General features: G+C 69.2%; 16 protein-coding genes and 1 tRNA gene. 3 read left to right on the forward strand and 14 right to left on the reverse strand.

The window, feature by feature from the left end; all coding sequences use genetic code 11:
• Positions 1–18 precede the first annotated feature (18 nt).
• The 3 genes from TR46_RS07485 to TR46_RS07495 all read right to left on the reverse strand — a co-directional run bounded on the left by TR46_RS07485 (position 19) and on the right by TR46_RS07495 (position 4502).
• The gene (locus tag TR46_RS07485) at positions 19–1881 is read right to left on the reverse strand and encodes a phospholipase C (protein ID WP_042395776.1); all 1863 of its coding nucleotides are present in this window, start codon (positions 1879–1881) and stop codon (positions 19–21) included.
• Positions 1882–2037: 156 nt separating this feature from the next.
• Complete coding sequence (gene efeB / locus TR46_RS07490) at positions 2038–3297, reverse strand: iron uptake transporter deferrochelatase/peroxidase subunit (protein ID WP_042395778.1); 1260 nt, start codon at positions 3295–3297, stop codon at positions 2038–2040.
• Entirely contained in the window at positions 3297–4502 is a 1206-nt protein-coding gene (locus TR46_RS07495; RefSeq protein ID WP_052432624.1) for an EfeM/EfeO family lipoprotein, read from the reverse strand. Before TR46_RS07495 ends, efeB begins: the two co-directional genes overlap by 1 nt.
• 234 nt (positions 4503–4736) lie before the next feature.
• Between TR46_RS07495 and pyk the strand changes: the two genes are divergently transcribed.
• On the forward strand, positions 4737–6182 hold the full coding sequence (pyk, locus tag TR46_RS07500; RefSeq protein ID WP_042395782.1) for a pyruvate kinase: 1446 nt from the start codon (positions 4737–4739) through the stop codon (positions 6180–6182).
• 95 nt (positions 6183–6277) lie between these two features.
• Here pyk and TR46_RS07505 read toward each other — a convergent pair whose 3' ends face one another.
• The 4 genes from TR46_RS07505 to TR46_RS07520 all read right to left on the reverse strand — a co-directional run bounded on the left by TR46_RS07505 (position 6278) and on the right by TR46_RS07520 (position 10195).
• Positions 6278–7921, reverse strand: coding sequence for an APC family permease (locus TR46_RS07505; protein WP_042395783.1), 1644 nt, complete (start codon positions 7919–7921; stop codon positions 6278–6280).
• Positions 7922–8312: 391 nt separating this feature from the next.
• A complete protein-coding gene (locus tag TR46_RS07510; protein ID WP_042395785.1) occupies positions 8313–9098 on the reverse strand; it encodes a hypothetical protein in 786 nt (261 codons plus the stop codon).
• A gap of 151 nt (positions 9099–9249) precedes the next feature.
• On the reverse strand, positions 9250–10011 hold the full coding sequence (locus TR46_RS07515; protein ID WP_042395788.1) for a helix-turn-helix domain-containing protein: 762 nt from the start codon (positions 10009–10011) through the stop codon (positions 9250–9252).
• Positions 10012–10120: 109 nt separating this feature from the next.
• Positions 10121–10195: transfer RNA gene (locus TR46_RS07520), tRNA-Leu, on the reverse strand.
• A gap of 95 nt (positions 10196–10290) precedes the next feature.
• Here TR46_RS07520 and TR46_RS07525 point away from each other — a divergent pair.
• Positions 10291–10956, forward strand: coding sequence for an ANTAR domain-containing response regulator (locus TR46_RS07525; protein ID WP_042395790.1), 666 nt, complete (start codon positions 10291–10293; stop codon positions 10954–10956).
• 74 nt (positions 10957–11030) lie between these two features.
• On the opposite strand, the gene TR46_RS07530 is transcribed toward TR46_RS07525, so the two are convergent.
• The 7 genes from TR46_RS07530 to TR46_RS07560 all read right to left on the reverse strand — a co-directional run bounded on the left by TR46_RS07530 (position 11031) and on the right by TR46_RS07560 (position 18317).
• Positions 11031–11747, reverse strand: coding sequence for an ABC transporter ATP-binding protein (locus TR46_RS07530; RefSeq protein ID WP_042395793.1), 717 nt, complete (start codon positions 11745–11747; stop codon positions 11031–11033).
• Positions 11744–12673, reverse strand: a complete 930-nt coding sequence (locus TR46_RS07535; RefSeq protein WP_042396135.1) for an ABC transporter ATP-binding protein — start codon at positions 12671–12673, stop codon at positions 11744–11746. Before TR46_RS07535 ends, TR46_RS07530 begins: the two co-directional genes overlap by 4 nt.
• Before the next feature lie 5 nt (positions 12674–12678).
• Entirely contained in the window at positions 12679–14442 is a 1764-nt protein-coding gene (locus tag TR46_RS07540) for a branched-chain amino acid ABC transporter permease (protein WP_042396138.1), read from the reverse strand.
• Between the two features lie 5 nt (positions 14443–14447).
• Positions 14448–15377 carry a branched-chain amino acid ABC transporter permease gene (locus tag TR46_RS07545; RefSeq protein WP_042395795.1) on the reverse strand — a complete coding sequence of 310 codons (930 nt, stop codon included), beginning with the start codon at positions 15375–15377 and terminating at the stop codon, positions 14448–14450.
• 156 nt (positions 15378–15533) lie between these two features.
• Complete coding sequence (locus TR46_RS07550) at positions 15534–16781, reverse strand: branched-chain amino acid ABC transporter substrate-binding protein (protein ID WP_042395798.1); 1248 nt, start codon at positions 16779–16781, stop codon at positions 15534–15536.
• Positions 16782–17024: 243 nt separating this feature from the next.
• On the reverse strand, positions 17025–17735 hold the full coding sequence (locus tag TR46_RS42120) for a hypothetical protein (protein ID WP_052432607.1): 711 nt from the start codon (positions 17733–17735) through the stop codon (positions 17025–17027).
• A gap of 117 nt (positions 17736–17852) precedes the next feature.
• Positions 17853–18317, reverse strand: a complete 465-nt coding sequence (locus tag TR46_RS07560; protein ID WP_042395801.1) for a PaaI family thioesterase — start codon at positions 18315–18317, stop codon at positions 17853–17855.
• A 166-nt stretch (positions 18318–18483) separates the two neighbouring features.
• Between TR46_RS07560 and polA the strand changes: the two genes are divergently transcribed.
• On the forward strand, positions 18484–21249 hold the full coding sequence (polA, locus tag TR46_RS07565) for a DNA polymerase I (protein ID WP_042395804.1): 2766 nt from the start codon (positions 18484–18486) through the stop codon (positions 21247–21249).
• Positions 21250–21261 lie beyond the last annotated feature (12 nt).

Genomic DNA, 21261 nt, shown 5'->3' on the forward strand with positions numbered 1-21261 from the left:
TGGGCCCTCAGGTCCGGATCAGACCTTCGCCGCGCGGGCCTTCCGGTTCCGGCGCGACACGGTGAAGCCCGTGCCCATCGCGGCCAGCGCCGCCGCACCGAGACCGAAGGACAGCACCGCGGAGTCGCTCGACCCCGCAGGGCTCGTGGACGCCGCGTCGCCGACGGCGAAGCTGGTGACGGTGTCGCGGTCGTCACGGCCGCCGATCGGCTTCACCGACGCCACCGAACCGTCGGCGTTCAGCAGCACCTGCTTGTTGTTCGGGTCCCAGAAGTCGAACGCCGAGGCCAGCGAGCCGGCCGAGGCGTCGAAGGACGCGTCGCCGAGGCGGCCCGTCCTCCAGTTGTCCTCGATGAACCTGGTGATCGAGGCCTGGGTGGTGAAGGTGTGGTCGACGCTGTTGGTCTTCGCGTAGGGCGAGACCACCAGCAGCGGCTGACGCGGGCCGGGGCCGCAGCGGTCGGCGTAGCCGCCGAGCGGAGCGGTCTTCTTGGCGGAGGCCGCCGCCACGCACGCCGCGGCGTCCTGCGCGGTGTCCGCGGAGCCGTTGGTGGGCGTGTGGTAGACGTGGTCGTACCAGCCGTCCGAGTCGTCGTAGGCGATCACGACGGCGGTCGAGGACCACTCCGGCGACTTCTGCAGCGTGTTGATCTGCTTGACGAGGAAGTTCTGCTCGTCGGTCGGGTCCGAGTAGCCCGCGTGGCCGTCCTGGTACTCGGCGGCCTTGACGAAGCTCACCGCGGGCAGCTTGTCCGCGGTCACGGCCTGGTCGAAGTACGACAGGTCGTAGTTGTGGTTCGCCTGCCCGTTGTGGCCGATCTCGTCGATGCCGGCCGGCAGGGTGTGGTGCGGGTTGGACGTCGAGGCGTAGTACGCGAACGGGTTGTGGTGCGGGCTGTAGTCCTCGACCGCCGCGCCGCCGACGTTGGTGTGGGTGGCGCCCGCGCACTTGGCGTACGTGCCGGCCTTGCCCGTGTAGGCGGTGCTGGGGGAGAAGCCGCCCTGGAACCAGCCCCAGGTGACGTTCTTCCGGTTCAGCAGGTCGCCGATGTTGGCGCCGGTCATCTCACCCAGCGCGCTGGTGCTGGTGTGGTCGCCGTCCGCGCAGTCGTCGTACGCCGGGTCCGGGTCGCCGATGACCGTGCCCACGCCCTGGGCGTTCGGCGAGTGCACCGTGTAGGAGTCCGGGGTGGAGGTCTGCACCGGCTTGGTGGTGCTGCCGGTGCCGCTCACCGAGATCACGCCGTGCGTCTGACCGGCGATCAGGTTCAGCGCACCCGGGGTGGAAGGACCGTAGGTGTTGCTGAACGAGTTGTCGTTCAGGGTGTAGTTCTGCGCGTAGTTCCACAGCGCCGTGACGGTGTTGCCGTCGTAGTAGTCCATGCCCAGACCGGGCGTCCCGTAGAGGCCGCCGGAGCAGGTGTCCTTGTCCGTGTTCTGGACGAACAGGTTGGCCTTGCCGCTGTTGTAGGCCAGCTGCTCCGGGCCGTAGTTGTGGTTCTGGTCGCACGTCATAGCCTGCGCGGAGGTCAGCCGCTGCGGCGCGTACAGGTTCGGGTTGGACGTCAGCAGCCCTGAGTTGGTCAGGTTGTTGACCTTCTTGGGGGTGTGCTTGGAGGCCTTGAACGTGGTGCCGTCGGTGTTCGCCGCCATCGGGTAGGTACCGAAGTAGTGGTCGAAGGAGACGTTCTCGTCATAGATCACAACAAGGTGCTTGATCGGGGTCGCCGTCGACACATGGGTCGGCTGCGAGCCGCCGCCGTGGCCATGGCCCCCGTCCCATGCCCAAGCCGGAGAGGTCCCCGCAGCCGCCACCAGCGCTGCCGCGCCCGCGAGGGCCGCCCAACGGGCGCCCCTCCTGCCACCAGTCACTATCGCCATTACCGGTCCCTCCGCAGGACATCAAGACTGAGTCGTTCGCCCCGCATCCTCCGCCGCACGCACGTCCGGATGCGTGCCCGCGGATGACCGGAACGTGAACGCCGTATGAGAAGACGGTGAGTCAGTGCGCGTAGACCGTACCCCTCAGGGGTCCCGCTAGAGCATCAGCCTGCTGCCGAAAACGTCGCTGGAATCACGCACCCCGGGCAGCGCGAAGAAGTACCCGCCGCCGAACGGCGTGATGTAGTCGACGAGCGGCTCACCCGCCAACTTCTTCTGCACGGCGATGAACTGACGGTCCAGATCCTGTTGGAAGGCGCAGAAGACCAGACCCATGTCCAGGTTGCCGTTGCTGTCGGTACCCCGGTCGTAGTTGAAGCCGCGACGCAGCATCCGCAGCGAGTCGGACCCCGCGGTACGCGGGTTCGCCAGCCGCATATGGCTGTCCATCGGGATCACGTCGCCGGTCGGATCCGCGGCGTAGCGGGGGGCGTCCGTCTCCACCTGGCCGTCCAGCGGAGCCCCGGACACCTTGGCCCGGCCGAACATCCGCTCCTGCTCGTTCAGCGACACCCGGTCCCAGAACTCCACCAGCATCCGGATCAGCCGCACCGCCAGATACGAGCCGCCCTCCGCCCAGGCCGGCTCGCCCTGGGCCGGGGTCACCCAGACGACCTGGTCCATCGTCCGGGAGTCGGTGACCGCGGGGTTGGCGGTGCCGTCCCGGAAGCCCAGCAGGTTGCGCGGCGTGCCGGAGGGCCGCGGCGGCGAGGAGAAGCCGTCGATCCGCCAGCGCACCTGCATCGCACCCCGGGTGTGCTGGGCCAGGTCGCGCAGCGCGTGCGCCACCGTGTCGGCGTTGTCCGCCCCCAGCTGCAGCAGCAGGTCGCCCTGGCACCAGGCCGGATCCAGGTCGTCATCCGGGAAGGACTCCATCGGGCGCAGCAGCTTGGGCTTGCGCGCCGACAGCCCGAACCTGCCGTCGAACAGCGAGGAACCCACCGCCACCGTCACCGTCAGGCCGTCCGCCGGGACCACCGGGCCCAGCACGCCGGAGTCCGAGGGCGGCGCGCTGATGCCCAGCGGCTCCGGCACCCCGCCGGCCATCAGGAACCTGACCCGCTCGGTCAGCGTCTTCAGCAGCGCCGACAGGCCCGCCCTGTCCTTCGCCGTCACATCGAACGCGACGAACGCCGCACAGCGCTGCTTGGCCGTCAGAATGCCGCTCTGATGCACCCCGTGGAAGTCGAAGACGCCGTCGGCACTCTCGCTCCCGCTCCCGCTCCCACTTCCGGTCGACGGCGACGACGGTGACGCCGCCGCTCCCGACAGCCCCACCGCGGTCGCGCCGGCGGCTCCCGCCGCCACCGCACCGCGCAGCACCGACCGCCGGTCCACCTGTCCCGACCCGCCCATCACGACGTCCTCCGCACATCACACACAGCCGCCACCGGCGCCAGTTCCGTCACCAGTTCGCCGAACACCGCGTTCACCTGCTCGCGGTCGGTCACCGACAGCCCCGACAGCGGCACCGGCCCCAGTGCGGTCAGCTCCGCCGACGCCGCCTTCATCGCCGCGTCGATCGCCGGCAGCGAGGGCATCCTGGTCACCAGCAGCGGCCGCAGCAGCGCCAGCGACTCCGCGGTCCCCTGCAGGTTCGCCTGCGCCGTCGCCAGGTTCGACCCGCTGCCGTAGTCCGTGCGTGCGGTCAGCTCGAACTGGATGGTGTTCTCCACGATCTCGTGCGCCCGCAGACCCAGGGCCAGCGGATCCATCTGCGCCTTCGCCCAGTCCGAACGGAGCTTCTCGACGTCCTTGGTCAGCTGCGCCGCGACCGGTCGCAGCGAGGCCGCCGGCCGCCCGTGCCACAGCCCGTACTCCAGCCGGTGGAAGCCCACGAAGCCGGGGTCGGCCAGGCCGCCCGGCAGGCCCTTGGTGGTGCCGTTGATGCTGCCGTCGAGGTCGCCGAAGGTCCCGTAGGCGGCGCCGAGGCGCTCGTAGTCCAGGTGTGCCGGCAGCCAGGCCTTCCTGGCCGCGGCGGTGTCGCCGCCGTCGACGGCGGACTGCAGCGACTGCACGGCGGTGACCAGCGCGGGGAGTTGGGCGGCGACCCACTTCTGGTAGGCCAGCGTCGGCGGGATCAGGTCCTGCTGGGTCACCGGGACGACGGCCGGCGTGCCCGCCGCGCTGCCGTCCGTCACCACGACGGTGGGGCCGGTGATGGTGTCGATGTCCTGCGGCAGGCAGGAGAAGGCGTACTTCCCGGCGGACAGCCGGACCACCATCGGGCGCGAGGTGCCCGGCGCCAGGCCCTCGACGTCGCCCAGGACCGCGCCGGTGGCCGGGTTCTTGAGGTAGGCCTCCTCGGGCTGGCTGCCGGTGTTGCTCACCTCGAACACCTGCAGACCCGCCTTCGGCTCGGTCCACCCCGTACCGCAGCCGCCCGGCGACACCTGCACCGTGGTGTGCGGCAGGTCCGGGTAGTCGCCCGCCGCGCTCGCGCCCTTCCTGGGCGCCGGACCACCGCACCCGCCGACCGCCGCGAGGACGACCACCGTCCCGGCTATCAGCCAGGGCCGGATCGACCCCAGCGGCCCTGTCGGCCCCGTCGGCCTCCGCACCACGCACCCCACAACCTGACAACCGCTCCGACCAGCATCTCGACGCCGATGCTAGGCAAGCCGGACACCTGCCCGATACCCCGGACAGGAACCGCTCCCAAGGTTCCCCCGGTGTTCACCTCCCGTACGCGCGCGAGGACGCTGCGAATTGTTCAAGGAACCGTCATCCGCACGCCATCTGACGCTCCATGAGGGCTTCTTCACTACTCACCGGTAAGACCTACGCTCGGTGTTATGCGCCGAGCAAAAATCGTCTGTACTCTAGGGCCCGCCACCGATTCGTACGACCAGATCAAGTCCCTGGTCGACGCCGGTATGGACGTGGCCCGCTTCAACCTCAGCCACGGCTCCTACGCCGAGCACGAGGAACGCTACCGCCGGGTCCGCAAGGCGGCCGACGAGACCGGCCGCAGCGTCGGCATCCTGGTCGACCTGCAGGGACCCAAGATCAGGTTGGAGACGTTCGCCGAGGGTCCGGTCCTGCTGGAACGCGGCGACGAGTTCACCATCACCACCGAGGACCACCCCGGGGACCGCAACGGCTGCGGTACCACCTACAAGGGCCTGTGCGGCGACGTCTCCCCGGGCGAACGCATCCTCATCGACGACGGCCGGGTAGCCATGGACGTCGTCGCGGTGGACGGGCCCCGGGTCCGCTGCACCGTGGTCGAGGGCGGCATGGTCTCCGACCACAAGGGCCTCAACCTCCCCGGTGTGGCCGTCAGCGTTCCCGCGCTCAGCGACAAGGACGTCGCCGACCTGCGCTGGGGACTCCGTATCGGAGCCGACATCGTCGCGCTCTCCTTCGTCCGCAGCGCCGCCGACATCGCCGACGTGCACGCGATCATGCGTGAGGAGGGACGTTTCGTCCCGGTCATCGCCAAGGTCGAGAAGCCGCAGGCGGTCGACAACCTCGAAGGGATCGTCAACGCCTTCGACGGCGTGATGGTCGCCCGCGGCGACCTGGGCGTGGAGATGCCGCTGGAGCAGGTCCCGCTGGTCCAGAAGCGCGCCATCAAGCTGTGCCGCCGCAACGCCAAGCCGGTGATCGTGGCGACGCAGATGCTGGACTCCATGATCAATGCCTCCCGCCCCACCCGTGCCGAGGCCTCCGACGTCGCCAACGCCGTACTCGACGGCGCCGACGCGGTGATGCTCTCCGGTGAGACCAGCGTGGGCAAGTACCCGACCGAGACCGTCCGCACCATGGCCCGCATCGTCTGCGCCGCCGAGGAGGACATCATCGAGGGCGGGCTGCCGCCGCTCACCGAGAACAACAAGCCCCGCACCCAGGGCGGCGCGGTGGCCCGCGCGGCCGCCGAGATCGGCGACTTCCTGGGCGCCAGGTACCTGGTCGCCTTCACCCAGTCCGGCGACACGGCGCGCAGGCTCTCCCGCTACCGCTCGCCGATCCCGGTGCTGGCCTTCACCTACGAGCCGGCGGTGCGGAGCCGGCTCTCGCTCAGCTGGGGCGTGGAGACCTTCATGGGTCCCTTCGTGGAGACCACGGACGAGATGGTCGCCCAGGTCGACAACGCCCTGCTGGCCATCGGCCGCTGCGAGCCGGGCGACATCGTCGTCATCACGGCCGGCTCCCCGCCCGGCCTGGCCGGCTCCACCAACCTGGTCCGGGTCCACCACGTGGGCGAGGACGACAGCCCGCGGGACGTGACCGTCTGAGCCCTCGGGCGGAGCCGCAGGACGGAGACAGCGTCAGCGGGCCCGGCCGGTGAGTACCCTCACCGGCCGGGCCCGCTGTGCGTGCTGACGACAGGTCAGTGACCGCCCTCGTCGACGACGGCGACCTCGTCGATGTTCCGCTCGATGTCCTCGCGCTTGAGGCCGACGGCAACGGCCCAGTAGTAGACGGCGAGCGCGAACACGGCGATCAGACCCATGTCCCACCACAGGTGGATGTGGCCCTCGGAGCCGACGCCGAAGCCGCCCTGCCATGAGATGACCCCGATGCCGATCAGGTAGACCGGCAGCCACTGTGCGGCCTTCCAGTCCAGCTGCGGGGCGTTCGGCAGGTTCTTGGAGCGGGCGTAGGCGGCGTACGAGCCGAGCAGGATGTAGCCGAGGATGATGGCCACGCCCAGGCGCCACAGCGTGGCCCAGCCGGCCCAGTAGATGATCAGGCTGGCGATCACGAACGACACCGGTGCGATGACCTGCCCGGCGGGAAGCCGGTAGGGGCGCTCACGGTCCGGCAGCCGGTTGCGCAGCACTCCGTAGGCGAGCGGCGCGCCCGCGTACATCAGCACGCTGGCGGAGGTGATGAAGCTGACCAGCTGCTGCCAGCTGGGGAACGGCAGGAAGCAGATCACGCCGGTGACGAAGGAGATGATCAGACCGAACCACGGCACGCCGCGCTTGTCGGTCGCCTCGAACAGCTGCGGCGCATAGCCGTTGCGGCTCAGACCGTAGGAGATCCGGGAGGTCGAGGTGGTGTAGATCAGGCCGGTGCCGGCCGGGGAGATGATCGCGTCCAGGTAGAGGATCCAGGCCAGCCACCCCAGGCCGATGACGGTGGCGAGACCGGCGAAGGGACCGCTGATGCCGGTGTAGGCGAGGTTCGCCCAGCCGTGGACGAAGGAGGAGCCGGGCAGCGCGCCGATGTAGACCACCTGCAGCAGCATGTAGATCAGCGCACCGATCGCCACCGAGCCGAGCACGGCGCGCGGGATGTCCTTCTTCGGGTTGCGGCTCTCTCCGGAGAGCTGGATCGCCTGCTCGAAGCCCAGCAGGGCGAAGATGATGCCGCTGGTGCTGATCGCCGCGAGGATGCCCTTCGCGCCGAACGGGGCGAAGCCCTGCGAGGTGAAGTTGCCGGTGTGGAAGTGCGTGATCGCCAGCACGAAGATGGCGAGCAGCGGGATCGCGATCTTCCACCAGGTCGCGGCGCTGTTGGTGTGCGCGAGCAGTCGCACTCCGAGGAAGTTCACCGCGACGAACACCGCCATCAGTACGACGGCGATGACGAACCCGGACGCGGTCAGCGTCCCGTTGGGGTGCTGGAACCCGGACGCCCAGGACCAGTGCTGGGCGTATCCGATCATGGCCTCGACCTCGATCGGCGCGACGGTGGCCGCCTGCAGCCAGGAGAACCAGCCGAACGACATCCCGGCCAGTCCGCCGAAGGTGTAGTGCGGGTACCTCGCGGTACCGCCGGCCACCGGGAACATCCCGCCCAGTTCCGCGTGTACCAGCGCCAGCAGGATGATCGCGACGGCGCCGATCCCCCAGGAGATGATCGCCGCCGGCCCGGCGACCACGACGGCCTCCTTGGCCCCGAAGAGCCACCCCGAACCGATGATCGACCCGACGGACGCCCACATCAGACCGATGAGGCCGATCTCCCGCCGTAGCGAGCGGGACCCGGTGTCGGGGGATTTGGGCAACAGATCAGTGGGTGCCATAGGGGCGCCACCTCTCGAAATATCTGACAGGGCAAGTAGGGCAGGGAGGAACAGGGGTCGAGACGGACCCGATGGGCGTCGGAGGGCTGCCTCAGATTAGGTGCAGATTGCGCTCATGCATAGATGGCGACGCTGAATACATGCGTTCTCTTGAGCTTCTTCACACGTGATCCCCGGCAGAATCACCGTCTCGATGCCGACCGGAACGGGGGGTATCGCCACAGGTGGGGGGCGTGTGGTAGGGCGCGACTCGATGGAATGTGGGCCAACTGAGAAATTTGAGCATTACTTGAGGAAGGCCGCCGAGGCGGGCCTTCCGGGCATGGATAGAGCTATTGAATGATCGTCAACCCTCATGCCCGCTTCGACGCAGAGCATTCCCGACGCGCGGTCAGTACTTGGCCCCGATGTGCTCGTCCATCAATGCGACAGAAGCCCTCCGGGCGACGGAGACGTGGTAGGGATCGGACCCGCGCCGGGAAGTCCGCCAGCCGACGCCGACGAAGTCGAGGGTGTCGCTGAAGATCCGCCGCACGTCGTCGGACTTGTTGGTGAAGATGTAGCGCGGGTACTCGTACCGCTTGGTGCTGCCGTCGGCCAGCGCCGCCGTGGTCCAGTTGGTGACACGGCACCCGTCGGAGTGGATCAGGCCACGGATGAGCGGCCAGGGATGCGCATCCACGATCTGCTGCTGCCAGCCGTCCAGGGCGATGACACGGGTGTGCTTCATCCCGGGACCGTGCTGCGGGAACAGGCACGGGAGGTGCTTGGAGTAGAGCTTCACACTGGTGCAGCCCCTGGCTCGGACGCGGCAGACCGAGTTGTGGGGGAACACCGCTCGCATCGCGGCCTCGGCTGCGTCCATGAGGCCGGGCCAGGTATCCGTGCAGGCGATCGAGAGGTTGTGCACGCGGTGCTTCTTAGGGAGGACGATGTGGCCGTCCCCGAGGTAAAGCCCGAGCAGGTATGCGTAGGCGGCGCCGTCGAGCTCGTCCCCGTCGCAGCGATGGCAGGTGGACCGGCGCGCCCCGGGCAGAGCGCCGCGTTCCGCACGATCCTGGTGGATCCACCAGGCGACTGTTCCCTTGGGAACGCCGAGCGCGCGAGCCACTGCGTTCGTCTTCCCGCTGCGACACGCTGTCAGGGCCCGATCACGGGTCTCCGGGGGCCAGTTCATGGATCCAGCGTGCGGCGGCTCCGGACCGGACTCCTCGCGAACCTCGATCAATCATTCGTTCGCGTGAACTGCGTCAATCCCGCTCCATCAACATCACTCCTACAGGGCTTGATCGCCTCGCCGGAGCCCGCGCTGTGAGGCCCGGAGGCGCTCAGTACTTGGCTCCGATGTGCTCGTCCATCAACGCGACGGAGGCTCTCCGGGCGACGGAGACGTTCAATGCGTTCGCCTGCTTCCACTCGACGCCCAGGGAGTCAAGGGTGGCTGTGTAGAGCCGACGGATGTCTGCGGATTTGTTGCTGAAGAAGTAGCGCGGGTAGTCGTAGCGCCGCACGCCGGCGGCAAGGCGCCGGGTGGTCCAGTTGGTCACACGGGCGCCGTCCGAGTGAATGAGGCCCCGCAGGAGCGGCCAGGGGTGGGTGTCGACGAGTTCTTGCTGCCAGGTCGTCAGTTCGATGCTGCGGGTGTGCTTGGGGCCCGGCCCGTGCTGCGGGAACAGGCACGGCCAGTGCTTGCTGTAGCTGCCGACGCTGGTGCACCCCTTGCACTGCGTCCGCCCCACCTTACTGGTCGGCATCACGCCGCTGAGCGCCTCAGCGCAGGAGTCGATCAAGCCCGGCCAGGCGTCGGCACAAGCGATGCGCATCGAGTGGACGCCCTTGCCGACGTGGCTGATGCAGCCGTCGCCGAGATAGAGGCCGAGGAGGTACGAGTAGGTGCTTGGTGGGACTTCGGGTGTGAGGCGGCCATCCGAAACCGGGCACTCGGCGCTGACTCCGGGCAACGGCTCGACGCGGACCGTCCAGGCGCGGATCGCGGCCCGGGAGATGCCCGTGCGATGGCTCACCTGGTTGAGGCTCATGCCCGCATCAACGAGAGAGAGGGCCTGATGGCGGGTGGCTCTGTCGTACATGGGGCCGACATTCGCGCCCGTGGCTCGATGGCGCGCTCAGAATGCGAGACAACCACTTGATGTGATGAAGATCGCCAGCGCGCCGTGAACCTTCGAATCGAAGGTGAAGTGCCCCGAGTCGGATTCGAACCGACACTGTATGGGTTTTGAATCCATTGCCTGCTGCCAATTGGGCTACCGGGGCCTACGGAATGAAGGTTCTCCCTCAACCGCCGCGCCTCAAACATACCGTGTCTAGGTAGGCTCTTGCACGTACCCCCCGCGTCAACGAGGAGCACCGTGACCGCCGCCGACGAGCAGCACGAGCAGCATGTCCCGCCGACGACGACCCGTGTGGTCATCGCCGAGGACGAGGCATTGATCCGCCTCGACCTCAAGGAGATGCTCGAGGAGGAGGGCTACACCGTCGTCGGTGAGGCCGGGGACGGTGCCGAGGCGGTGAAGCTGGCGACCGAGCTCCGCCCGGACCTGGTCATCCTGGACGTGAAGATGCCGATCCTGGACGGCCTGTCCGCCGCTGAGCAGATCCATGAGGCGCACATCGCGCCCACCCTGATGCTCACCGCCTTCTCGCAGCGCGAGCTGGTCGACCGGGCGCGGGACGCCGGCGCGATGGCCTACATCGTCAAGCCGTTCAACAAGAGCGACCTCGTGCCGGCCATCGAGATGGCCGTCTCCCGCTACAGCGAGATGCGCGCGCTGGAGGAGGAGATCGCCGACCTCAGTCTGCGCCTGGACACCCGCAAGCTGGTGGACCGCGCCAAGAGCGTGCTGCAGACCAAGTTCGGGCTGACCGAGCCCGCCGCCTTCCGCTGGATCCAGAAGACCTCCATGGACCGCCGGATGACCATGAAGGCCGTCGCCGAGGCGGTCATCGAGGAGGGTGCCGCCCAGGACGCCAAGAAGAAGGCCCCGGCGGACCCGGAAACGGCCCCGGAGGCCTGAGAACGGCGAATGCCGTTGCAGACCGGGAGCGACCCCGGCCTGCAACGGCATTCAGCGACGCCGACGTGCCCCCGTCAGTCCTCGCCGAGATAGGCCTTCCGCACGGACTCGTCCGTCAGCAGGTCGGACCCCGTCCCGGAGAGGACGATGCGGCCGATCTCCATCACATGGCCGGTGTCGGCCAGGGACAGGGCCGCCTGGGCGTTCTGCTCGACCAGCAGGATGGTGGTGCCCTGGTCGCGGAGTTCCACGATGGTGGACATGATCTTCTGCATCATGATGGGGGAGAGGCCCATGGAGGGCTCGTCCAGCATGAGCAGCTTGGGCTGGGACATCAGCGCGCGGCCCATGGCCAGCATCTGCTGCTCGCCGCCCGAGAGGGTGCCCGCCGCCTGCCTCCGGCGTTCGCCGAGGATCGGGAAGAGGTCGTAGGCCCGCTGGACGTCGACCTGGATGCCGTCCTGGTCCTTGCGGAGGAAGGCGCCGAGGAGAAGGTTCTCCTCGATGGTCATGCGCGGGAAGATGTGCCGGCCCTCGGGCGAGTGGGCCAGGCCCAGCGACACGATCTTGTGGGCCGGGACCGAGCCCAGCGGCTGCCCGTTGAACCGGATGCTGCCGCCGACGGGCTTGAGCAGTCCGGAGAGGGTGCGCAGGGTGGTGGTCTTCCCGGCGCCGTTGGTGCCGATGAGGGTGACGACCTGTCCGGCTTCGACGGTGAAGGAGATGCCCTTGACCGCTTCGATCTTGCCGTAGGCCACGCGGAGGTCCTCGACCTCTAGCAGGGCGGTCACTGCTCGTCCTCCTCGGGAATGGTGCCTTCGGCATCGCTCGCGCTGCCGGAGTCCGCGTCGGCGCGGGATCCTGCGTCAGCGCCGGATCCTGCGTCCGCGGTGGAGCCGGGCGCGGCCTCGTACGGGGTGCCGAGGTAGGCGGCGATGACGCGTTCGTCGGCCTGGACCACCTCCGAGGTCCCCTCGACCAGCTTCTCGCCCTGGACCAGGACGGCGACGCGGTCGCAGAGGTTGAAGATGAACCGCATGTCGTGCTCGATCACCAGCACCGCGATGCCGCGGTCGCGGATCGCGAAGACCAGTTCCTCGGTGGCCCTGGTCTCCTGCGGGTTCATGCCCGCCGTGGGCTCGTCGAGCAGCAGCAGGCCGGGTTCGCTGGCGAGCGCGCGGGCGATCTCCAGCTTCCGCTGCTCGCCGTAGGGCAGGTTGCGCGCCAGGTGGCTGGCCTTGCGGGCGAGGCCGGTGAACTCCAGCAGCGCCATGGCCTTCTCGCGGGAGTCGGCTTCCTCGCGGCGGTAGCCGGGCCCGCGCAGGATGGCGGAGACGATGCCTTCCTTGGTGCGGGTGTGCCGGCCGACGAGGACGTTCTCCAGGACGGACATGTTGTGGAACAGCCGGATGTTCTGGAAGGTACGGGCCATGCCGGCCTGGGTGACCTTGAACGGCTTGGGCGGCAGCACCGTGCCCTTGTAGGTGACCTGCCCCTCGGTGGGGATGTACAGCCCGGTCAGGCAGTTGAAGAAGGTGGTCTTGCCGGCCCCGTTGGGGCCGATCAGGCCGATGATCTCACCGGTGTTGACGGTGAGGTCGACGTTGTTGACGGCGGTGAGGCCCCCGAAGCGCATGATGACGCCGCGGGCTTCGAGCAGCGGGGTGCCGGGTGCGGGGGCGCTGCCGGTGCCGGGTGCGATGGTGGTGTCGGTCATCTGGTTCACGCCCCCGCGGTGCTGAGTTCGGCGGATTCGGTCTCGTCCTCGTGGAACTCCAGCCGGCGCTGCTTGTTGGCGATGAGGCCTTCCGGCCGGAAGCGCATGAACAGGATCAGTGCGATGCCGAACAGCAGCAGCTGGTAGCTCTGCAGGAACTGCAGCTTCGCCTGGAGCAGGTAGAAGAGCGCCGCGCCGATCAGCGGTCCGGTGACGGTTCCCATGCCGCCGATGACCACGGCGGCCAGCAGGAAGGCGGAGTTGGGCGGTACCGGACCGGCGAATACGAACGGGTCGGGGACGACGCTGAAGTTGACGTGGGCCATCACCGTCCCGGCGAGGCCGGCCAGGGTGGCGCCGAGGGCGAAGGCCAGCAGCTTGAACCGGAAGGCATTGATGCCCATGGCGGTGGCGGCGGTCTCGTCCTCGCGGATGGCGACCCAGGCGCGGCCGATGCGGGAGCTGCTGGAACGGCTGAAGATGAGCACGATGATGGCGATGAACACCAGCATCAGCTCGAAGTAGTTGGCGAACCGGCCGAGGGTGATGCCGCCGATGGTGTGCGAGTTCCCGAGGTTGAATCCGAAGATGGTCAGGTCGGGGATGTTGGGGATGCCGTTGGGGCCGCCGGTGACGTTGGGGCCGGAGACGCCGTCGAGGTTGTTGACGACGATACGGAAGATCTCACCGAAGCCGAGGGTGACGATGGCGAGGTAGTCGCCGCGGACCCGCAGGGTGGGCGCGCCGAGGATGATGCCGAAGATTCCGGAGATCGCCGCGCCGGTGAGCGCCGCCGCCCAGAACGGGAAGGTGACGTGCACCGACGAGGTGGCAGCGCCGGAGACCAGCGCCGCGGTGTAGGCGCCGACACCGAGGAAGGCGACGTAGCCGAGGTCCAGCAGGCCGGTGAGGCCGACGACGACGTTGAGGCCGAGGGCGGTGCCGCCGAAGATCAGCAGGTTGACGCCGATGGTGGCGTTGGCGTCATTGCTCTGGGTGAAGGGGAAGACCGCGGCGGCGACGAAGGCCAGGACCGCGCTGTAGACGCGGTGCCTGCCGGTGATGTCGGTGAGCCGGCCGAGTGCGCCGGAGCGGCTCAGCGCCCAGGAGGCGAAGGAGGCGGCGATGAGGAACCCGCCGAAGAGTTCGCCGTAGCTGGTGTCGATGCCGAAGGTGAAGATGCCCAGGCCGATGGCGACGGCCACGGCGATGACCAGGAGTTCGACCGCGGCGGGGAGGGCCGGGGCCGGGCTGAGGTCGGGCCGATTGCCCGGGTAGGCGAGGATGCGCTTGAGCGGGTTCTTCTCACCGCTCTCGGTCCTGTCCCGGGGCAGTCCCAGGGCGCCGAGCAGGCCGAGGAGGGACGCGATGCCGGCGATCCAGCCGCCGCTGGTGAGGTTCGCGAGGCCGCCGAGTTCGTCGGCGATGGCGATGAGGGTGAACCAGGTGGTCGCCAGGGCTCCGACGGCGACGATGACGGTGGCGCCGTCCGCGCCGCCGGGGGTGAGCCAGCGAAGGCCGCGGATGCGGTAGCCGCTGAGTGCGAAGAGGAGGACCAGCGCGCCCGCGACGAGGGTGACCCACTGCAGGCCGCCGGGGTAGCCGGTGACGGTGAGGTCGCCGGGGAAACTGGAGCTGTAGGTCCAGGAGAGGAACGCGGAGGCCGCGGTGGCCAGTCCGCCGACGGCGACGAGGCCGCGGGCGGCGGTCTCGGGCAGCGGGAGGGCGGGGCGCGGGGCCGTGGCCGGGGTGGTCGTGGTTTCGGTCATGTCGTTCACGCCCTGTCCGCGACGCGTTCGCCCAGCAGACCTTGTGGTCTGACCATGAGCACGAGGATGAGGATGACGAAGGCCCAGACATCCTGCCAGGCGGCACCGCCGAACTGGCTCATGCCGGGGATCTTCTCTATGTATCCGGCGGCGAGGGACTCGGCGACGCCGAGGACGATGCCGCCGAGCATGGCGCCGTAGATGTTGCCGATGCCGCCGAGGACGGCGGCGGTGAAGGCCTTGAGTCCGGCGACGAAGCCCATGTCGAAGGAGACCTGGCCGTAGCGCAGGCCGTGGGCGACGCCGGCTACTGCGGCGAAGGTGGCGCCGAGGATGAAGGCGATCACGATCACCCGGTCGGTGTCGATGCCCATCAGCTTGGCGGTGTCCGGGTCCTGCGCGGTGGCCTGCATGGCGCGGCCGGTGCGGGTGCGCTGCACGAAGTAGGCGAGGAAGAGCATCGACGCGATGGCGGCGACCACGACGAAGATGTCCGCGGACTGGAAGGTGATGGAGCCCAGGTGGAACGGGCCGCCGGGGAGCGAGGGGAATACGCGCGGCGACTTGGCCTTGGGGTAGAAGCCCCAGACGAGTTGCTGCAGGGTGATGGAGAGCCCGATCGCGGTGATCAACGGTGCCAGGCGCGGCGCGTTGCGCAGTGGCCGGTAGGCGAAGCGCTCGGCGAGGACGGCGATCACCGTCGCGGTGACGATGCCGCCGACCAGCATCAGTGGCAGTGCGATCCACATGGAGGTACCGGAGCCGAGGCCGAGGTACACCGTGAGGGCGCCGAAGCCCCCGGTCATGAAGATCTCGCCGTGGGCGAAGTTGATGAGTTGGACGATGCCGTAGACCATCGTGTAGCCGACGGCGATGAGTCCGTAGGTTGCGCCGAGGAGTAGGCCGTTGGCTAGGTTTTGCGGCAGTTCGTGCACCGCGGGCCTCCGTTGTCAGGGGGGCGGGTGAGCCGGAAATGGGCGTGGGCAGCGGGATGCTTGGTTCTGGGGAACGTGGGTTGATGCAACTCCGCGCGGGGGCGCTTGACCTGCTGCGCCCCCGCGCGGTGGTGGTGCGGTTCGGGAGGTGGTGCGTCAGCCGGAGAAGGTGCCGGTCTTGACGGTGGTCCAGGCGCCGTTCTTCACGCCGTAGACGGTGAGCTGCTTGTTGGTGGCGTCGCCGTACTGGTCGAAGGAGACCGTGCCGGTCACGCCGCTGAAGCTGACGCTGCTCATCGCGGTCTCGACGGCCTGGCGCGGGTTGGCCGGGAGCTTGCCCGAGTTGGCCGCAGCGACGGCCTTGACGGCCTCGATGATCGCCCAGGCGCTGTCGTAGGAGTAGCCGCCGTAGGCCGCGTAGGGGTCCTTGTAGCCGGCCGCGTTGTAGTCGGAGACGAACTTGGTGGCGGAGGGGAGGGTCTCCACCGGCGCGCCCACGGAGGTGGCGTAGTCGCCGTTGGCGGCGGCACCGGCCAGCTTGATGTAGGTCGGGTCGTACATGCCGTCGCCGCCGATGAGCGGGATGTTGTCGCCGGCCGCCTTGAGCTGCTTGGTGAGCGGGCCCGAGTCGGGGTACTCGCCACCGAAGTAGACGAAGTCGGCCTTGGAGTTCCTGATGGCGGTGACGGTGGAGGAGAAGTCGTTGGCGCCGCTGGTGACGTGGTCCTGGCCGACCACGGTGCCGCCGAGCTTGGTGAACTCGTCCTTGAAGGTGGCCACCAGGCCGACGCCGTAGGTCAGCTTGTTGTCGACCAGGAACACCTTCTTCTTGTTGAGGGTGCTGTAGGCGAACTGGGCCGCGAACGGGCCCTGGATGGCGTCGGTCGTGGCGGTGCGGAAGTACGACTTGAACGGACGGACCTTGGTGCCGGTCTGCCAGTTGGGGCCCTGGGTCAGGGTGGGGTTGGTGTTCGCGGGGGAGACCTCGACCAGGTTGGCCTCGTCGAAGATCTTCTGCATGGAGACGGCGACGCCGGAGTTGAGCGGGCCGACCACACCGACGACATTGCTGTCGGCGACCAGGGCGGTGGCGTTCTGCTGGCCCTGCTGCGGGGACTTCTTGTCGTCCAGCGCCGAGATCTTGAAGGTGACTCCGGGGACCTCATGGGTGGAGTTGGCGGTCTTGATCGCCAGATCCACGGAGTTCTGGATGCCCAGGCCCAGGGCGGACAGGGAACCGGTCAGAGGGGCGTCCACGCCGATGGTCACGGTGGTGGACCCGGCGGCGGCGCTGGAACTGCCACTCGGGGTGGAGTTGCTGTTGGCGCGCGATCCGCACGCGGTGAGGCTGAGGGCGCCTGTAACGGCAAGAGTGGTGACGATGAGCAGCGAACGGTTTCGCACGATCAGTCCTTTCCTCTGGGCGAGGGTCGAACCGCGCGCAGGCCCCGACCTGTCGATCCGATGGCGCGGTGACTGGCCGTGACTCTAGGCCTCTACCAGCGGCTTAGGCAGAGCTAACACGCTGTATGTGATGGTCTTGTTATGACCTGAGGAAAACTTGAGGCTTGATCCAGCCACCCCGGTCCGGGGTGCGGATCCGGCCCGATTCTCGCCGAGGGTCGGTTGATCGGATGATCGCCCAGGTCAGCCCGGGGAGGTCACCACTGTCGACGGAGCGGGCGGAAGGGACGCGGGAGTACGGCCGCAGCGTTCGGCGATCTCCCGGCCCAGATCATCGCTGTAACTTCCGCCGAGGATTTCGCTTTGCGTCTGTATTGCGCGCGCGTTACTCAACGTTACGTCAAGGAAAGGAAGATCGTCCCGCTCCGGGGTCCTGGCGCAGTCGCGGACCTCGGCCAGTACCCGCACGATCCGGGATTCGCCCGGGGCGACGCCGATGGGCAGTGGGTCCTCGGTGGTGACGGACAGTCCGGCGTAGGGCTGCGCTATGTGATGGATCGTCACCGGGCTGCGGTCCAGGTCGGCGATGGACAGCAGGAAGACGAACCGGCTGCTCCTCGGATCGTTGCCGGGGGCCAGGCCGGCGTAGTAGACGTCGGTGACCTGGGCGGGCCAGGGGGCGGGGGCCGGCGGCTGCGCGGGCCCGGCCCGGTGCGGGGGTGCGTCGGAGACGGCGGTCAGGATCAGGGCGGCGGCCGCGCCGAGGCCGGCGGCCGCGAGCAGGCCGCGGCGCACCGGCCGGGGCAGCCCGCGCCACCAGCCGCTCAGCCGCCGTTCGACGGCGAGGCCGTCGGCTTCGCTGATCTGCAGTTCCGTCAGCGCGGTTGAGTCGCCGTCAGGTTCCGGCGGACCTACGTCGCCGACCCGGCCGGGCCGCTCGGGACCACCGGTCATCGCCCGCACCCCCTTGTCGAGGCGGGCGATGCCCGGAGCCGCAGCGGGTCAAACCCGTCCCAGGCGTCCTTCGGATGTGCCAGGTGCCGTGCCAGGTGTCGTGCTCAGCTGTCGTGCTCAGCTGTCGCGGAGCATGCAGGTGAGGCGGCAGCTGGTGATGCGGCGGCCCTGGTCGTCGGTGACGGCGATCTCGTAGGTGGCGGCGGTGCGGCCCTTGAAGACCGCGGTGGCGACCCCGGTGACCAGTCCGGAGGTGGCCGAGCGGTGGTGGGTGGCGTTGAGGTCGACGCCGACGGCGTACCGGCCCGGACCCGCGTGCAGCATCGCGCCGACCGAGCCCAGGGTCTCGGCGAGGGCGGCCGAGGCGCCGCCGTGCAGCAGTCCGTACGGCTGCTGGTTGCCCTCGACCGGCATGGTGCCGACGACCCGGTCCGGGGAGGCCTCGACCACCCTGATGCCCAGCCGCTCGCCGAGGTGTCCCCCGGAGAAGGTGCTCAGGTCGACGCCCAGCTTGGCGAAGTGGTCGATCACGTCCTGCGGGATCTTGAAGTGGGGTCCAGGCTCAGGGTGCCGCTCGGACATGGTGCTCCTGACGTCGTTGTTCGGGACTGCCAGTGATCGTACGACTCCCCTTCGGCGGCGTGGGTGGGGGGCACTGTCAGTGGCGGGCCATAGGATTTCGTCTCGGCAGTGGCAGGCAGTGGGGCACGGACGACGGTGCCTACGAAAAGCGGGGCTGGTGGCAGTAATGGCGAGTACGACCGGAAACAGCGGCAAGGCGGCAGGCGGGGCGGCGCGGCCCAGGCTGCTGCTGCTCGACGGCCATTCCATGGCGTACCGGGCCTTCTACGCCTTCCCGGCGGAGAACTTCGCCACCTCCACCGGGCAGCCGACCAACGCGGTGTACGGCTTCGCCTCGATGGTCGCGAACATCCTCCGCGACGAGGCGCCTACGCACTTCGCGGTGGCCTTCGACGTGTCCAGGAAGACCTTCAGGGCCGGGATCTACCCCGAGTACAAGGCGACCCGCTCGGCCTCCCCGGAGGAGTTCCGCGGCCAGGTCGAGCTGGTGAGCGAGCTGCTGGACGCGATGCAGGTGCCGCATCTGCGGCTGGCCGAGTACGAGGCCGACGACATCATCGCCACCCTGGCGACCCGGGCCGCCGCCGACGGCTTCGAGGTGCTGATCCTCACCGGCGACCGCGACGCGCTGCAGCTGGTCTCCGAGGACGTCACGGTGCTCTACCCGACCAAGGGCGTCTCCGAGATGACCCGCTACACCCCCGACAAGGTGTTCGAGAAGTACGGGGTCACCCCGGCCCAGTACCCGGACCTGGCGGCGCTGCGCGGCGACCCGTCCGACAATCTGCCCGGCATCCCCGGGGTGGGCGAGAAGACCGCCGCCAAGTGGATCAGCCAGTACGGCTCCTTCGCCGAGCTGGTCGAGCACGCGGACGAGGTCAAGGGCAAGATCGGCGAGAAGCTGCGGGCCGGGCTGGACGCGGTGAAGCTCAACCGCGAGCTCACCGAGCTGATCCGCAACGTCGAACTGCCAATCGGCTTGGACGAGTTGGGGCGGAAGCCGTACGACAGGGACGCCACCCTGCTGCTGCTGGACACCCTGGAGTTCCGCAACCAGGCGCTGCGCGACCGGCTGTTCGCGGCGGACCCCGGCGCCGGCGAGGGCAGCGAGGGCGCTCCGGCCGCGACCGGTCCCGGCGTCGAGGTCGAGGGCGAGCTGCTGACCGACGACGGTGCGCTGACGGCCTGGCTGGCCGAGCACGCCTCCGGCGCCGCCCGCACCGGGCTGGCCGCCGACTACACCTGGGCGCTGGGCGAGGGCAGCGTCAGCGCGGTGGCCCTGGCCGTCGAGGGCGGTCCGGCCGCCTGGCTCGACCCGGCGGTGCTGGCGGAGGCCGACGAGCAGGCCTTCGCGGCCTGGCTGGCCGACGCCGAGCGCCCCAAGGCGCTGCACATCGCCAAGCAGGTGATGCGGGCCTTCGCCGAGCACGGCTGGCGGATCGAGGGCGTCGCCGCGGACAGCGCCCTGGCCGCCTACCTGGAGAAGCCGGGCCGCCGCACCTTCGGCCTGGACGTGCTGGCCGAGGAGTACCTGGGCCGCCAGCTGGGCTCCGCCACCACCGCCGACACCGGGCAGCTGGCCTTCGGCGACGAGTCCGGCGACGCCGACGACCAGGCCCTGGCCGCGGCCCAGGCACTGATGGTGCAGGCCCGCACCGTGCTGGACCTGTCCGAGGTCTTCGAGAGCCGGCTCGACAAGGACGGCGCGCTGCGGCTGATGCGGGACGTGGAGCTGCCGATCGCCGCTCTGCTGGCCCGGATGGAGCGGTCCGGCATCGCCGCCGACCTGGACTGGCTCACCCAGCTGGAGATCCAGTTCGGCGCCGCGGTGCAGCAGGCCGTGAAGGAGGCGCACGCCGCCGTCGGCCACGAGTTCAACCTCGGCTCGCCCAAGCAGCTCCAGGAGATCCTCTTCACCGAGCTGGAGCTCCCCAGGACCAAGAAGATCAAGACCGGCTACACCACCGACGCCGACGCACTGACCTGGCTGGCCGCACAGACCACCCATGAGCTGCCGGTGATCCTGCTGCGCCACCGGGACCAGACCCGGCTGCGCAGCACCGTCGAGGGCCTGATCAAGACGGTCGCCGCGGACGGCCGGATCCACACCACCTTCAACCAGATGGTCGCCGCCACCGGCCGGCTCTCCTCCACCGATCCCAATCTGCAGAACATCCCGGTGCGGACCGAGGAGGGCCGGATGATCCGCCGGGCCTTCGTCGTCGGCCCCGGCTACCAGGAGCTGCTGACCGCGGACTACAGCCAGATCGAACTGCGGATCATGGCGCACCTGTCCGAGGACACGGCCCTGCTGGCCGCCTTCTCCAGCGGGGAGGACCTGCACACCACGGTCGGCTCCCAGGTGTTCGCGGTGGAGCCGGCCCGGGTCGACGCGGAGATGCGGCGCAAGATCAAGGCGATGTCGTACGGGCTGGCCTACGGTCTGTCGGCGTTCGGCCTGTCCCAGCAGCTGAACATCGCCACCGGCGAGGCGCAGCGGCTGATGGACACCTACTTCGAGCGGTTCGGCGGGGTGCGGGACTATCTGCGCCGGGTGGTCGACGAGGCCCGCAACACCGGGTACACCGAGACCGTCCTCGGCCGCAGGCGCTATCTGCCGGACCTGACCAGCGACAACCGGCAGCGCCGGGAGATGGCCGAACGGATGGCGCTGAACGCGCCGATCCAGGGCTCGGCGGCGGACATCGTGAAGATCGCGATGCTGAAGGTGGACGCGGCGCTGACCGCAGCCGGGCTGCAGTCGCGGATGCTGTTGCAGGTCCACGACGAAATCGTGCTGGAGGTGGCTCCGGGGGAGCGCGAGGCGGTGGAGGCGCTGGTCCGTCGTGAGATGGCGGACGCGTATCCGCTGACGGCGCCGCTGGACGTCTCCGTCGGTGTCGGCAGGGACTGGGAGACGGCGGCGCACTGACGGGTTCTGAGG

It is taken from the genome of Streptacidiphilus carbonis, from assembly GCF_000787775.1.
In the GTDB taxonomy this organism is placed as follows: Bacteria; Actinomycetota; Actinomycetes; order Streptomycetales; family Streptomycetaceae; genus Streptacidiphilus; species Streptacidiphilus carbonis.